Genomic DNA, 16413 nt, shown 5'->3' with positions numbered 1-16413 from the left:
GCGCATCGATTATAGCTGAACGTAAAATTACAACTATTCGATACGCCCTTATATACTTCAGCCTATTCTATCAAGACTCAAGTCATTATGTTATTTATTTCAAAAATTCGTCAGTAGACAATTCTTTTGCTTGCGGAGTTTTATGAGTTACTTTGCCTTTAGAATCAGTGTAAGCACCTTCCTTACTTAAGAAGTTAAAGTAAGCTTGAGCGCCTTTAACATCAGTGGTTCCGAACACAAATTTTCCGCTCTTAATATCCGCGCGATTGCCCCAATATTGACCGTCAACAATCATCTTCATGCTACGCTTAACAAACTTTATGTCAAGATTAGCATCTTTTGCTTCTTTCACAAGAATTTCAGAAGCCTCATCAGGATGTTCATAAGCATATTCATATCCACGCTTTGCAGCTTTAACAAATGCTCGAACAAGCTTAGGGTCTTTAGCTACAGTACGCTTATTTGCAATTATTCCAATAGTATCTGGCTGACCTGGCACACCGTAGTCGCCCTCCATGAAGCAGCGAAGCTTTGGTCCAAACATTTCAGATTGTACACCTTCCCAAGTGCCGTAGAAGCCACCAAAATCAGCTTTGCCAGATTCAAGAGTTCTAAAAGTTGAAGTTCCAACAGTAACTTTGTCGAACTTACCCTGACCGCCATCGTGTTGAATCATCCTACGAATTACAGCATCACCTTCAGCTGAACCAAAAGTTGCAAAAGTACGACCATCAAAATCTTTTGGAGAATGAATCTTATTGTTCGAAGCAAGTGAACACCAAATAGCACTTGGCTTTTGCTGAACTTGCATAACTTGCTCAAGATTTGCTCCCTTTGTTGAAAAATCAGCAGCATTTGTCAAAGTACTAAGAGCAAAATCAGCAACACCACTATCAACTGCGTGTTCCGAACCAGTCTGAGCAACAGCAAGTATATTGACATCTAATCCGGCATCTTTAAACCATCCTTTATGCTTAGCAACATAAATACCAATATGATTAGTATCCGGTGCCCAAAATAGCATAAACGACACTTTACGAAGATTTGCATTCTTACTACTACTTGCAGATCCACATGCCGAGAAAGAAAATACGCAGCACGCAGAAAGAATAAACGCAAGAGTACGCTTTACAATACGCATATTCATGAGTTCCCTACTTTGTTTCTTGTACCGTTCTTCTGGGAAAGTGACACGAACTCGGCAGAAAACGGTAACAAAGGGCCTAGCCCGCGCCGTTCAATGCCCCTGAGCAGATTCAATCTGCTACAGTTTGCCACACATTGACTCACGAAACATTTAGATTATGCACGATTAAATAGACAAATAAAAAAATAATGTACACTATTAAATTCACAGAAGTTGTGCGCTTCTAATAGAATGTACATGCTATTTGTAGTTTTAAATAATTCGATTGGGGCAGCAATCGAAGTCCTTTAAAGAAAGGAATCGAGTTTTCATGACGCAATCGCGTTTTAAACGTATGCTAATTAAATATCTGCCAACTGTATTTTCTGTAATAGTTTTACTTGTTTTTTGGCAGTATGCATGCGAATATTATAAAATTTCGGAAAATTTGATTCCAACACCATCTTCAATTGTTCAATCAACAGCTGACGCTTTGCCAACTCTATTACCTGCAGCATTAATTACAACACAAGAAACAGTTATCGGTTTTTCTATTGCAATAGTAGTTGGAATTCTTTTAGGTGTTATTTTCCATGTTTGTAAGCTTGTTAAATCTGCTTTATTCCCTCTTTTATGCGCAGCGCAAACTATGCCATTAATTTCTATTGCGCCAATTTTTTTGATTTGGTTTGGTTTTGAAATATCGGGGAAAATTGTAATAGTAATGGTTTTCAGCATGTTCCCTATTGCTGTGCAAACTATACGAGGTCTTGACGCCGTTCCAAGTTTTTATACAGATGTTGCTTTAACTTGTGGAGCAAGTAGAACTTGGACTTTGTGGCATGTTAAATTAAGGGTTGCAGCTCGCCAAATTTTTGGTGGCATACGCATTAGTGCAGCTTATGTTTTTGGAACTGCTTCAACTGCAGAATATTTGGGAGCCAAAGATGGGCTAGGAATTTGGCTTCAATTCGCTTATAACTCATTTAGAACACCACTTATTTTTTCTGCAACAATAGTAATAATAATTCTTACTGCGCTTCTTATGTGCATTGTTAACGTTTGTGAAAGAATTATGATTGGTTCAGCAGACGAAGATGATGATCCAGATAACCAATTGTGAATTGCATTAAAACAGCGCATGTGAGTTACAAAAGTGACGAAAATAACGCAACATTCGCTACTTTTGTAACTCACAAACTGAGATATTAATGAAAACTTACTACTTACCTGATTCTTCTTTCATTGCTTCATTAATAGCATCGCTCAGCTCTTTTTGCGCCTTTCCGTAAGCTTCCCAGTTTCCGGATCGCATAGCAGAATCAGAATCTTTTAACGCTTGAGCTGCACGTTTAAGTGCTTCTTTAGCTTTTTGGCTCATAGAATGAGATTTTTCTGAATTCTTAGACTCACTTTCCTTAGAGCTACCTTCTTTAGAATCAGCATCCTTAGATTCATTACTTTCAGCAGCATTGTTTGAAGAAGAATTATTAGAAGCATCTCCAGCCAAAGCACCCGAGTTTCCGCCAAATACTTGATTAAGTGCTTCATCTAACGTATCTGCAAATCCAACTTGATCTCCAAACGCAACTAACACCTTCTTAAGCAAAGGATAGCTAGTAGAACCGCTAGATTGCACATAAACAGGCTCTACATAAACCAGTCCTCCACCAAGAGGTAATGTAATCAAATTGCCACGCTTAACTTTCGTTGAACCGGATTCAAGCAAATTCAATTCTTTAGAAACATTTGCATTAGCGTTGAAATTATTCTGAGCTTGGCCAGGTCCTGGAACATTAGATATCTTAGGTAATTCTTGCAAACGAATCTTACCATAATTTGAACCGATCTTTCCAGGAGTATCCCCCGCATCTGAATCAACAGACAAGAAACCAGTTAATATTTCACGAGTACTTTTACCTGCTGGAATATAAGTAGAAACAAGCGAAAATACTGGTTTCTTTGCGTCTCCAGTTTGCAAAGTCAAATAGTATGGAGGTTGCAAAATATCTTCTTTTTGTGCTTTTTGAGATTCAGTTGGATCAACAGGAATCTGCCAGAAGTCTTCTCCAGAGAAGAATTGACTTGCTGTATCCACATGGTACTTTGCTAATAAGTGACGTTGAACTTTAAACAAGCTTTCTGGGTAACGCAAATGCTTCATCAAATCACCAGAAATCTTAGAAATATCGTGATAGTGACCTGGGAAAATTGATCTCCAAGCTTTGATTACAGGGTCTTTCGTATCCCACACATACAAATCAACAGAACCATCATAAGCGTCAACTGTAGCTTTCACAGAATTACGGATGTAGTTTGCTCGCTGATTAGTCAATCCTTTAATAGAATGAGAAGTTGTTGTTGTGGAATCTTGAGTTACCTTACCAAAATCAGTCATCTGAGAATAAGGGTAAGAATCAGAAGTAGTATAGCCATCAACAATCCACTTAACGCGACCATCTACTACTGCAGGATAAACTCGACCATCCAAAGTTAAGTAAGGAGCAACCTTAGACACGCGTGTCTTAGGATCACGATCATACAAAATTTGAGATTCAGAAGTCACACGATCAGAGAAAAGAATCTGATCAGACCCAAACCTAATTGCATGCAAAAGTTTAGAGAAGAAATTGCCTAAACTTGGACCACCATTGCCATTAAAAGTAGTTAATGCACCTTGAGAACCAGTCGGATAATCAAACTCCCATGGAGCTGTCCCCTTTGGAGATCCAACGATAGAATACTCAGGAGCATTCGGAGAGAAATAAATACGTGGTTCATACTTTTGTGACTTAGTAAGTTTGCCTTGAGCAGGAATACCGTACTCCATGAATTGCGGCTGACCATCTGTAGTTACTTTATTTCCGTAGGCTGCAACAATTCCGTAGCCATGCGTATAAACTGTATGATCATTAACCCAGTTTCGATTATCGTTTCCAGCTAAATCGAGTTCACGTGCAGCGATAACTGTATCTTGACTTACACCGTCAATATCGTATTTATCAACTGAAAGCGTATCTGCGAAAGTGTAGTATTGCTTCGATTGCTGCAATTGGCGGAAAGTTGGAGACGTAACTTGTGGATCTAACAAACGAATTTGCGCAGTTGACTCTGCTTCTTTTGATAATGCACCTGATTTACCTTTAGAAGTAGCGTTATACGATTCTTTCTTTACATTATTTAGACCGTAAGCAAACTTTGTAGCATCGATATTACGCTGAATATAAGTAGCTTCCAATTCCTGAGCATTAGGAGCAACTTTAAATCGCTGCACAAGTGCCGGCCAGGCAAAAGATATAACAATTGAGCAAACAATCATAAAAGCTAAAGCAATAGTCGGAGTTTTCCAAGCTTTTACAGCAGTTTTAAAACGCACTGAAATTGGTGCTTCTACAGATAAAGCGTGAGATTTCATAAACCAAAATGCAATAACAGAACCAACTAACACTGTAATTACTGCCATAACTATGCTTCCAGGAACTCCAGCATTCATATCCGTGTATGAACCGCCAGTAATACGAGGACCGTCAAGAGTTACAACAGCAAACATGTCTAAAATTTGCTGAGCTGCCCACGTCAAAATCACAAGCATAAACCATACAGAAATTTGTCTACGTGCTCGTTTTGTAATACTTAATATGCCTTTACCGTCGATAGGCATACTAAAACGAATTGCTCCCATAAGAACATGCGTAATAATAGAGAAAACAAGGGATATTACCAATAAGAGCACAAATGCGCTTATAAATAACCTTAATCCTGGTAGTACGAATACATAAAACCCATTGTCAATTCCAAATTGCGGATCCTTAATGCCAAAAGGTTGGGCGTTAAACATTAACAAAATTTGCGCCCAATGATTGTAGAATTTAAATCCAAATACCGCGCCTACAATCAATGAAAAAATTCCTGCAACATGCAAAGCAAGCTTTGAACTAATTCCCTGCTTTAAATCAATAACATTGCCTTTAATTCGAATATAAGTTCCATCTGCATTGCTTGGACGCGCTTTTATTGCCAAAGCTGCAGACAAGTAGCCAAAAGCAGACATTAATATTGCATAAAGCACCCAAACGCCTACTTTTGCTGCAAGTTGAATCCAAATAACGCTTTCAAAGCCTAGCTGTGAATACCACATGCAATCAGTTATGAACCTTGCGAGAGCAAATATTGCAGCTATAGCAAGCACAACGATTAACAATACTATCGCAAGAATCCACCGCCATCTTCTTGAGCCGCCAATAAATTTACCTACATTAAACTCTAATCTCATAGAACGCTTATGCTCCTTATTTTCAGTGCTCTTATAATCGCTTTTATTGATATTATTACTTTCGCTATTTTTTGGAAAATCGCCTTTGTTCTCTAGTTTTTTCTTAGCTTCTAATAAATCACTAAAGAGGTCACCAAGGTCACCATCATCACTATAATAGTCTGCCCAATCTTCTATTTTTTTTGTAAACTTTGAAAAAGTCTTACCTTTGTTTTCACTATTAGAATCGTCTTTAGCATCCTCTTTAGAATCGTCTTTAGCAACAACATCATCACTTTTATTATCTTCATCAATGCTTTCTACAATTACATCTTGCTCAATAGAATCAGTAGAATCGTTATCTTGTTGGCGCTTTTTCTTTCCGTCGCTTGTATAATCGGCACGCTTATGCGTCTTAGTATTTTTAGGTTTTTTAGCCATATACACGCCAAAAGCAGCCCATGCAACGCCAATAATTATTTCTATGATGAGTTTCAACATAAAGTTAATAGTACTATATTAATTATTCCCACTCTACATATTATGTAATCAAAACTAATTACAAAAAGCGCGCCCGCAAATTAATGCAAGCGCGCTTAAAGCGATTAAATTAAATCAAATTGGAGCATTTAAGCTAGGCAACATCAGGATCATCTTTAGCGATCGTACCAGTAAGCTTTCCAATAGCCTTCAATAAGTGATATACAACCAACACCACAACGGTTCCGATTGCAATACCGTTGAACTGAATGCCAGAAATAGCAAACTGGAAGTTAGCAATACCAATAATCATAACGATTGCAGCAATCATAATATTCACTGGCTTATCGAAGTTCACTTTGTTTTCTACCCAGATTCTTACGCCAATCATGCCAATCATGCCGTAAAGCAAAGTGGTCACGCCACCGAGAACACCAGCTGGAATTGAGTTTACAACAGCACCAAACTTTGGGCAAAGGCTCAGGATGAATGCAAAAGCTGCAGCACACCAATAAGCTGCAGTAGAATAGACCTTTGTTGCGGCCATAACACCGATATTTTCGCCGTACGTAGTAGTACCACAGCCACCGAATAAACCAGCAATAGCTGTACCAAAACCATCTGCAAATAATGCAGTTCCAATCTTAGAGTCATAGTCGCGACCAGTCATTTGAGCTACAGACTTTACGTGACCAACATTTTCTGCAATAAGAACAAGTACTACCGGCAAGAACATAAGTAGAACAGAGAAATCAACTTGTGGAGTGTGGAATTTAGGAAAACCAATCCAAGAAGCTTCTTCAATCTTTTTAAAATCGACTTGACCTTGGAAGCATGCATAAGCGTAACCAACGAGAACACCTAAAAGAATATTTAAACGACCAAGAAGACCGCGAAATACTACAGCAATAAGCATTACAGCAACTAATGTCACAAGAGCCGTATCTGGAGCTTTCTGGAAATTAGTCCAAACTGCAGGTCCTAAATTAAAACCAATAATTGCAACGATTGCACCGTTTACAACAGGCGGCATAATAATGTCAATCCACTTAGCTCCTGCAAAATGTACAAGCACACCTATAAGAGCAAGAAGCAAACCTGTGCACATAATGCCAAAGCTTGCAACTGCAATACCTTTATGAGCTGTTGTTACAGCCATAACAGGTGCTATAAGACCAAAAGAGCTTCCCAGATAACTAGGAAGCTTATTTGCGTTAATAAGTAAGAACAGTGCTGTAGAAATAGCAGTGAACATCAATGTTGTTGATGGATCAAAGCCTGTAAGAATAGGCACCAAGAACGTAGCACCAAACATTGCAATAACATGCTGAGCACCAATTCCAGCAGTACGAGTCCAAGTCAAACGCTCGTCTGGCTCTACAACTTCACCAGGCTTTAACGTTTTGCCATTACCGTGAAGCTGCCACGTGAATAATGAATTCATTTCTTCTCCTTGCAAAAACAAGCTATGCAAAATGTTGTGTAAACAAGTGTCGCTAAAAAACAAGCACTCATTGAGCGCTGGGATGGCAGCTTCTGGGAGGTCCATTGCACCACCGACCCATATGCCAAAGGGACATTCTAATGTTGCAAAACGAAAGTGTCGAGCATAAGAAAAAAATTACAGTTTTGTTTTTTATTTTTGTTGGAATATCAAGCAAAGTCGGCGTGTTGAAAAGAATGCAATGAACACCAACTAAAGTTGGTACTTACTAACTTATGTTTATAAAATAATTAAAGTTAGGCAAAGTTAAACAATCGCAAAATTAGTAAACACATATTCAAGCAAGTAATTTTTGTAAATATTCTTGCAAAACTAATGCGTGATTTACTTTTGGATTTTTTGCAGCATACAACAAAGTTATAGTTTGATACTTACTAAACAAATCCATAATCACACCAACAGCTTCATGATTTGAATCAAGTTCTTCAACATAACGATGTGAAAATTCTTCAAAATGCTCCGGATCATGATTAAACCACTTGCGTAACTGCGAAGTAGGAGCAATATCTTTAAGCCATTTATCAATATGAGCATATTCTTTGCTTATACCACGCGGCCAAAGTCTATCAACCAAGACTCTCACACCATCATCTTCACTAACCGTTTCATACACACGCTTAATCTTCACAGTGCACTTGTTCATAAAATCTCCTTTATACGTTTACTATAATCGCAGCTTTATTTATTTTTTCAAGGAATTATTTACTAGCAAAAGATATATGCGATATAAATTGAGTTATTATGTTCGATTATGTGATTTTCTGTCGGCGTGTCGCGTTTATTTGCAGCAAAATTATATAAAATTTGCTTAATTTTTTAATTTATGTTCGTTTTTGTCCGATTATGGGAGAATACTTGGCTAAATGGTTAATTTCTTTGATACATGGAAAAAGAAAATCTGCACCATCGATATGGCTCTTATTGCTGTATTGACACTTCTAGCTTCCTTCATTGGTAGCTGGCTTAAGCAGTACCCAGGTTTCCAATTACTTGGTGCTCTTATTATTGCGTTGCTTGTTGGCATGGCTCTGCAGCTGCCATTGCACGTGTACAAAATGAATAATGATTCAAGGCGAGCAGGCGTTAAAAGCGCTGCTGGTTTGATTGCAAACAAACTTCTTCGCCTAGGTATTATTCTCCTCGGATTTAAGCTGAATTTGCATGATTTGTTTACCAAGGGCATTAAATGCTTGCCTATTGCAGCTGTGTTAGTTGCAATAATGGTTTGCGTAACTTATAACATTGCTAAACTCTTGAAAGTAAATCCTCAGCTTGCAATGCTTACAGCAGGAGGCACAAGTATTTGTGGAGCTGCTGCAGTTATGGGTCTTTCTGGCTCAATGCCAGTTCTTCCAGAAGAGGAAGATGAGAAAGAACAGAACGAAGTTATGGCTGTTGCAACAGTTGCAATTATGGGCACTATTTACGCTCTTGCTGAAATCTTCATCCTGCCTAACTTTGGCATGACTAAGCAGCAGCTTGGCATTACAGCAGGTGCATCACTTCACGAAATCGCACATGCTGTTGCAGCTGGCGGAGCATTCGATAGTATCGATGTTGCAACAATCATGAAGCTTTCACGAGTTCTTATGCTCGTTCCAGCCTCCATCTTTATTGCAATTTGGTGGAATGCTCGTCACAGCAAAGTTGAAAATGGTGGGAAGCATAAGATTAGCTTCCCATGGTTTATGCTTGGCTTTATTGCAGCATCCGTTATTGGAACTTATGTTCCTTTCATAACAGCTCACGCATCAACTCTTGTAGAAGCAGGATACGTTTTCCTTGGCATGGCTATGGCTGCACTTGGAATTAACGTAAACTTCCGAGCTATTTTTAAGCAAGGTCGCGCAGCATTTGCAGCAAGCTTCCTAGCTTCTATTGTTTTAGTTGCTTTGGCTTATGCAGCTGCAGTACTGTTCTTCTAAATAAAACATTACAAAATAGTTTTGCTTAACAAATGAGGGTCTTCGTTTGAAGATCCTCATTTTATATTCTCGATAATTTATTTTCGTGTATTCTTGAAAAATCTATCCAATATGCACAGCCGTTCCATCAGGAATATTTTTATAAAACCATTTGGCATCCGCAACGCTTAAACGCACACAACCATGCGATGCAGGCTTTCCAAGCTTCATGCCTTCTGACGGAATATATTCTCCAAAATTATAATTCGTCGGCACAGAATGGAATAAATATTGCGATCCAATAAAAGCAACCCAGTAATCCGCTCCAACTTTTTCATCTTGATTAAAGAAATGATCACCACGACCATTAATTTGATAATTACCATGAGGAGTCGAGTCTTTTATTCCAGAACTCATAACCATTGAATACACAGTTTTCCCATGAGCAATAATATAAACACGCTGTTTTTTCAAATTTACATTCACATGCAAATCCGAAACCTTTATTCCTGTAAGATTAGGATAGGCTCCACCAGTAGGATATTTCCAAAAATTAGGTTTAAGTAAAGACTTATTTTCTAGATAATTTTTGCAATATTTTTTAATAAAAGATTTATCATTACCGTTCAGTTTGCTTATTTTGCAATCAATTTTTTCACGCTCACTCAAATTAATTTTTTTTAACTGAGCACTATGCCTTAAAGAAGCAGAAACAACATTAGAAGTTTCAAAACCAACAAAGCAGAAGAACGGAATCAATAATGTAGCCAATAAAGCTGATGCAACACAACGAGCAAAATTAGAACTACGCTTCCACCATTTGCAAAATCTTGCAACAATGCGAACACACTTGCGTATATCGCTCACAAAGTTACGAATAAATTGCATAACATCTCCATTGTAAAAGCAAAAACGTCGCTCCCCCTAGTTTAACAGCAAACCGAGGAGAGCAACGCTTAAAAAAAATAAATCTTTTATTTATTATGATATTAAAATCACTCGTAACATAAAAATCATAAATTTTTTGAACGAACATGAAAATAATCATACATTAAATTTGAATTCGACAATATCACCGTCTTGCATCACATAGTCGCGACCTTCAAGACGAAGCTTTCCTTCTTCCTTAATTTTTGCCATAGAACCGTCAGCAGCAACGAAATCATCATAAGATACGATTTCTGCCTTAATAAATCCACGCTCAAAATCAGTGTGAATCACACCAGCAGCTTGTGGAGCAGTCCAACCTTTATGAATCTGCCAAGCGTGAACTTCCTTAACACCAGCAGTCAAATAGGTTTGAAGACCTAAAATATCGAATCCCACACGCGCAAGTTGATCCAAACCAGATTCCTTCAAACCAGCATCTTCAAGCATTTCACGAGCATCAGCTTCGTCAAGTTCAGTAAGCTCGGACTCAAACTGAGCATTAAGGAATATTGCTTTTGCAGGAGCGACAGATGCAGAAAGTTTAGACTTCAAATCTTCATCAGCCAACTCCGAATCATCCACGTTAAACACGTAAATAAATGGCTTAGCAGTGAGCAAGTGTAAATCATACACATCGTTTTTATCAATAAGCTTTTCGTTATGAGCCTGGTCAATAGTCTTTCCAGATTCAAGAATTTCCTTAGCTTTATTTACAGCGTCTACGTATTCCTGCGTAACTTTCTTACCGCGCAAATCCTTTTCCAACTTTGGAAGAGCATTGTCAATAGTTTGCATATCGGCGAGAATTAGCTCAGTATTAATCGTGTCAATATCGTCAGCAGGATCTACTCTGCCGTTAACATGCACAATATCATCATCATTAAATGCGCGCACAACTTCGCAAATAGCGTCTGCTTCGCGAATATTAGCAAGGAACTTATTGCCCAAACCTTCACCCTCGGAAGCACCCTTAACAATGCCTGCAATATCAACGAAAGTAACTGTTGCTGGAACAATCTTTTCAGTATTAACTAATTTAGCTAAAACTGGAAGACGATGATCCGGAAGCGGAACAATACCAGTATTAGGCTCAATAGTTGCAAACGGATAATTCTCCGCCAAAACGTTGTTGCGGGTTAAAGCATTAAACATAGTGGACTTACCAACGTTTGGCAATCCAACGATTCCAATAGTTAAAGACATATTTACCTAGTTTAGACCAGCGCCGGGAAAGCCGACACAACTTGATTTTATTTACTATTTATTTTCAATAGCATCAACTGCAGCAATCACATCTCCCCTAAATCCGCGAGATTCTAGCTCAGCAACGCCACGAATAGTGGTTCCTCCAGGAGAGCACACTGCATCTTTCATAGCACCAGGATGCGTGCGCGAATCCATGTATAACGCACCTACTCCTTCAATCATTTTTGCAGCCAAACGGTAAGCACAATCACGTTGCAAACCATACTTCACACCAGCATCACTCAATGCTTCCATGTACATTGCTGTAAAAGCTGGAGCGCAGCTAGAAATACACATTGCAATATTCATATGATCACTAGTCACTCGCTCTACCAAAGAAATTGGCTCAAATAAAGCATTAAACATTGAAAGTTGACTATCAGTAAGCGTATGAGTAGTTTCAGCTAAAGTCACACCTTGGCCTACAGAAATAGGAGTATTAGGAATAATGCACTGAACATGAGCTTCCTTGCCAAGTAGTTCCATGTAACGCTCAAGCGTCCAACCGGCTGCAACGGAAATAACAGCAATACCTCGTTCATTAATAATTTCACAAATTGGCTTAAGTACTTCAGCAACCTGATATGGCTTTACAGCAATAATAATCGCATCACTTGCTTCACATACTTCTTGAGCAGTGTGCATAGCGCGAGCGCCAATCAGCGAAGTATTACGCTCGAGTTTTTCAAAATTATGCGCGCAAGCAACAATATTTTCACCTTGTAATACGCCAGCATTCAGTGCACCTTTAGCGATTGCTTGTGCCATGTTGCCATAACCTATAAAACCAACAGTTTCAGATACACAAGTACTCATACACGACCCCCTTTAGCGCATTGATAAAACAATAGCGCACTCATTACTAAGCAAACAGATGTATAGCATAGCAAAGAGTGCACTATAATCATTGCGCATATTAAAATTATTACCTTTATATATGGCTTATCTCTTATAAATTCCCTCTAAATCACCACGATTCAGCGTCTCATCAAACAAATGACGGAAAACAATGTCTCCATGCAAACCATCATGCTCAAACTCGTTCGTTGTCCAATAGTGGGAGTTGGCAATACGAGAAAGAGTGTCAAGCTGAAGACCAGAATCGACATACATGTCATCAAAATACACTGCTGATTGCAATGGAACTTCGTTATTAGCAAGTTGATCTTGATCGTAAATTTTGCCAAACTGCTTATCTTTCATCAAGCAGTCAACAGCTGGAAGGAATGGTTGCAAAGCTTTCTCTTGATCGTACATCCAAGGAAACATTGCTTCGCCTGTAAACATAATAGGGCGAGCAGAACCAGAAAACTCTGGCATAGTTTCTCGAACCTGCTGAGCAGCCCACAAAATTGGGTGTTCCAATTCACCATCAGCATAAATAAATTCTTGTAATGGCCAATAAAGTGGACTAGAAGCTGTAGAATCCATGACACCATACACAAAATCGTCACTTAAACTACCTGCAGAAGCTCCTCCGCCGTGCTTAAATGCTTTCAAGGAACCATCACCATCTGCAAACGCAGAGTCAATTAACCAATGCACTCGTTCAAAACTTGGTTTCATTCCAAATGAAGAACCCAACATTTGGAATCGCTCAACCGTAAGTTTTTCACCGTTCGGAAGCACAACATCACCCTGTGCAATACGATCTGCAATAGCTGCAGCACGAGCAACATCTTGCGGATAGCGCTCATAGAATTGCTCAGTTTTACGCGCCATACGAGGAAAAGTATGCTCATAGACTTCACGCGCATTTGCTGGAACGTGAGGAATACCTCCTGTTGTAAAGCTTGCAATTAATCCTTGAGGGAATAGTGATAGATATGTAAGAGTCAAGAAGCCACCATAGCTTTGACCAAGTGAAACCCATGGCTTAGCATCGAATTCAGTAAGTCGCAGATGTTCAAAATCGCGAATAATAGAGTCAGCCAAGAAACGCTTTAAATACCAGGCTTGTCGCTCAACGCTTACACCGTCATCTGCCATGCGCTTCATAGTTGAAGCGTCTACTCTTGAAGAACGCCCAACACCACGCTGATCCGGCAAGACTACGCGAAAATGTTTAATAGCTTCTTGAATCCAGCCATCACTAGAAGGCGAAAGTGGTCGTGGACACTGCCCACCAGGACCTCCTTGCAAAAATACTAATAAAGGCAAATTATCATGTACATGCTCAGGAGCACAAACTACTCTACAGAACAATCGGATTGTTTCGCCTTTAATAGCTCCACCAGGAGTGTTTCCTTCCCAATCAAGCGGCACGTCAATTGCACGTTCTTCGATATGCAATCCCGGAACATAATAGCTTGTAAGTAACGCCATTTCGCACTCCCTTTCTGTACTCTTGCATGCTACATGCAATGTCAATTACACATTCTTATATAAATCATACTCAAGTTCGATTGTTCTATAAAGTGCTATGCACTAGCCTAGTAATTATGAAAGTACCTAATATGTTTCAAAGTGTTATACAGTCCTTACGAAAAGAGCTCACATTAAACGACATATTATGGGGTATTATTCCACTTATTCTTTTTATACTTTCAAACAATAGATATAGTATAAGCTATGTTGACGGTTTACTGACTCAGGGTTCGCTGGTTACAGTAGCGCTTACAAATATCGTTGTTGCACTACTACTTTCAGTAAGAAAGATATGGCCTGAACAGGCGGCTATTATTTTTATTGTTATTTGCATTGTGCAAGTAATATTTGGTCCAGCTCAACTTTTCGCTGATTTCTTTGGTTTCGTGCTGCTTGTTAACGCTATTGCGCGCGGAAACCCAACGCATACGAAAGTTTTTGTTATTACAGCTTACATAACAACCATATTATCTTGCGCATTAATATCGTGGAATGTTGTAATGGGACCAATATATGGCAATAATCATTCGAAATCTAGTTATACCTGCAGTGTACGAAATATAAATAGCAGTAATATAAAAAATTGCGTTTCAAATATACTTAATTTTGCGATTCCTTCCATAATTTTTGCGATTATTATTACCACTATTACGGTTATTATTGGCTACTGGCAGCGCACTCATGTGCATACTATTCAACTTTTGCAAGAACACAATAACGCTATTCGCGCGTACCGCCGAAAAGCTCAACACATTGCTGTTACTGCAGAGCGAGCAAGAATCGCTAGAGATATGCACGATATTGTTGCTCATACGCTTTCTATTATTATTGTGCAAGCAGATGGCGGCCGTTATGCCGCAACACAAAATATTTCGCTCGCTAAAAAAACAATGCATATTATTAAAAATGAAGCTGAGCGCGCCGTTCACGACATGCGTAGGCTGCTAGAAGCTTTAACTGATGCACCTTCTAACGACACAAATTTGAATCACGTGCCATCACTTATTGAGCAAGCGCGAATTGCTTCACCAAATAATATTTTTTGGCATACTGTTGATGGCATAAATTCTTCTCATAAACTCAACAAAGCTGCACAAACTGTAGCATATAGAATTATTCAAGAAGCACTTACTAATATTCGAAAGCATGCAGGCGAATGCGTTAAAGTAAACATTCATGAAGAATGGAACAACCAAGGTTTAAAACTAAAAATTACAAATGAAATACACAAAATCGAAGTTAACCAAACGCAAAATAGCAATGCGCAGCATAAAAACGGTTATGGCTTAATTGGCATGAAAGAACGCATTGAAAATCTTCACGGAACGCTTAATTACGGGAAACTAAACGATGGAACGTTTAGTATTGTTGCTTTTATTCCATATTCTTACAGCACAGACCCGTCAAATACTACTGCTTCTGTATTAAATAGTATTCCTAACGTTACTTATAAGAATGCAAAAATTAATAATCAATCAGTAGCGCAAACAAAACCGGCAAATGCAAATGTTCCAACCTCATCAAAAGTTTTTCCAGAAGTAAATGCTTCACAAAATAAGATTGAGAAAGTATCACAATGGTTTGAACAACATTGGCTTATTGGAGACATTATTTATGCAGCGCCTTGGATTGTTCTGATGCTTTTTGTACCAACTTATGATTTTATTCTTGGAGATGGAATGTCTTCACAATATTTCGACTCACTTTCGTTAGAAATATTTTATAGAGTATTTACTCTTGCAACCATGGTGCCGTTTATGTTCCGTAGAAAATCTCCAACAACATGCGCAATTGTTGCCGCAATATTTTCTGCAATACAGCTAATATTCTTACCTAATATTTTGTTTGCTAACTTATTCATTCCAAGCATTATTTATGCTGCGGTTCTATACGGCAAAAAGCGCGCATGGCAATGGATTAGCGCAATAGTACTTTTAGAATCTGCTATTTTTGCACTAAAAATTGGCATCGCATCAAGAAATATTCCAAAAAATGCAACTCCAATACAATTCTTTACATCGAATATAGACACGACTAATTTTTATATCATTATGCAAATGGCATCCGTAGGATTAGTTTTTGGTTTCGCAGTTGCGTTAATTTGTTTTACAGTTATTGCGTTTGCTTATTACCGAAGAAACGATGACAATAATTTATTGCTTCTAAAAACACGCAGAACAGAACTCGAGCAAGAACAAAAACAGCTAGAAGTACTTGCAGCAAACGCAGAAAGGCAGCGACTTAGCTCAAATATTCAGCAAAAAGTTGCTGTTACACTGCATAAAGTAATCGATGCCGCAAATAACGGAATTGATATGCTAAATAAATACGAAAAAGCAAATAACAATACAGAAAATCGAAAGTCATCAGACCCAGAGCAATCACAGGGACAAAGTGAAGAAATTAGTAAAGCTTTCAAAAATATTGGAGATGAAGGTCGCTCAGCACTAAAATATATGCGAAAATTGCTTGGAATTTTGCGAGAAACAGGATCAAGCGTTAATTCAGCAAATAATGGTGCGAATGTAACTGAAATTGCAGTTCGCCCTGCTCCCTCGCTCGATGAGCAAATTCAACACAGTGCATTAAATAAGCAAGAATAAGT

The 16413-nt window shown here is 38.5% G+C and carries 11 protein-coding genes; 3 read left to right on the top strand and 8 right to left on the bottom strand.

The features are described from left to right. Nucleotides 1-94: 94 nt before the first annotated feature. The gene (locus tag HXT50_RS01315; protein WP_004106862.1) at nucleotides 95-1147 is read right to left on the bottom strand and encodes an ABC transporter substrate-binding protein; all 1053 of its coding nucleotides are present in this window, start codon (nucleotides 1145-1147) and stop codon (nucleotides 95-97) included. Between the two features lie 310 nt (nucleotides 1148-1457). On the opposite strand from HXT50_RS01315, the gene HXT50_RS01310 reads away from it, so the two are divergent. Beyond that, a complete protein-coding gene (locus HXT50_RS01310; RefSeq protein WP_410294528.1) occupies nucleotides 1458-2249 on the top strand; it encodes an ABC transporter permease in 792 nt (263 codons plus the stop codon). Nucleotides 2250-2348: 99 nt separating this feature from the next. Here HXT50_RS01310 and HXT50_RS01305 read toward each other — a convergent pair whose 3' ends face one another. From HXT50_RS01305 to HXT50_RS01295, 3 genes are all read right to left on the bottom strand, one after another. After that, entirely contained in the window at nucleotides 2349-5879 is a 3531-nt protein-coding gene (locus HXT50_RS01305) for a UPF0182 family protein (protein WP_410297096.1), read from the bottom strand. Nucleotides 5880-6012: 133 nt separating this feature from the next. Then, a complete protein-coding gene (locus HXT50_RS01300; RefSeq protein WP_004119362.1) occupies nucleotides 6013-7302 on the bottom strand; it encodes a uracil-xanthine permease family protein in 1290 nt (429 codons plus the stop codon). Nucleotides 7303-7639: 337 nt separating this feature from the next. Further along, nucleotides 7640-8005, bottom strand: coding sequence for a DUF488 domain-containing protein (locus HXT50_RS01295; protein ID WP_004106880.1), 366 nt, complete (start codon nucleotides 8003-8005; stop codon nucleotides 7640-7642). 220 nt (nucleotides 8006-8225) lie between these two features. On the opposite strand from HXT50_RS01295, the gene HXT50_RS01290 reads away from it, so the two are divergent. Next, nucleotides 8226-9287 carry a YeiH family protein gene (locus HXT50_RS01290; protein ID WP_032842515.1) on the top strand — a complete coding sequence of 354 codons (1062 nt, stop codon included), beginning with the start codon at nucleotides 8226-8228 and terminating at the stop codon, nucleotides 9285-9287. Nucleotides 9288-9389: 102 nt separating this feature from the next. Here HXT50_RS01290 and HXT50_RS01285 read toward each other — a convergent pair whose 3' ends face one another. The 4 genes from HXT50_RS01285 to HXT50_RS01270 form a co-directional block, all read right to left on the bottom strand. Beyond that, complete coding sequence (locus tag HXT50_RS01285) at nucleotides 9390-10154, bottom strand: L,D-transpeptidase (protein WP_004106885.1); 765 nt, start codon at nucleotides 10152-10154, stop codon at nucleotides 9390-9392. 156 nt (nucleotides 10155-10310) lie between these two features. Beyond that, complete coding sequence (ychF, locus tag HXT50_RS01280) at nucleotides 10311-11399, bottom strand: redox-regulated ATPase YchF (protein WP_004106888.1); 1089 nt, start codon at nucleotides 11397-11399, stop codon at nucleotides 10311-10313. A 54-nt stretch (nucleotides 11400-11453) separates the two neighbouring features. Beyond that, nucleotides 11454-12257 (bottom strand): pyrroline-5-carboxylate reductase, encoded by an 804-nt coding sequence (proC, locus tag HXT50_RS01275; RefSeq protein WP_004106891.1) that lies wholly within the window; start codon nucleotides 12255-12257, stop codon nucleotides 11454-11456. A gap of 126 nt (nucleotides 12258-12383) precedes the next feature. Then, nucleotides 12384-13766, bottom strand: a complete 1383-nt coding sequence (locus tag HXT50_RS01270) for an alpha/beta fold hydrolase (protein WP_421776924.1) — start codon at nucleotides 13764-13766, stop codon at nucleotides 12384-12386. A 116-nt stretch (nucleotides 13767-13882) separates the two neighbouring features. Between HXT50_RS01270 and HXT50_RS01265 the strand changes: the two genes are divergently transcribed. Next, nucleotides 13883-16411, top strand: coding sequence for a sensor histidine kinase (locus HXT50_RS01265; RefSeq protein ID WP_032842516.1), 2529 nt, complete (start codon nucleotides 13883-13885; stop codon nucleotides 16409-16411). Nucleotides 16412-16413 lie beyond the last annotated feature (2 nt).

The organism is Gardnerella sp. KA00243 (genome assembly GCF_049244105.1).
GTDB classification, from domain to species: Bacteria; Actinomycetota; Actinomycetes; order Actinomycetales; family Bifidobacteriaceae; genus Bifidobacterium; species Bifidobacterium leopoldii.
The sequence above is the reverse complement of the archived record's forward strand: the minus strand, read 5'-3'. Positions and strand labels throughout refer to the sequence as shown.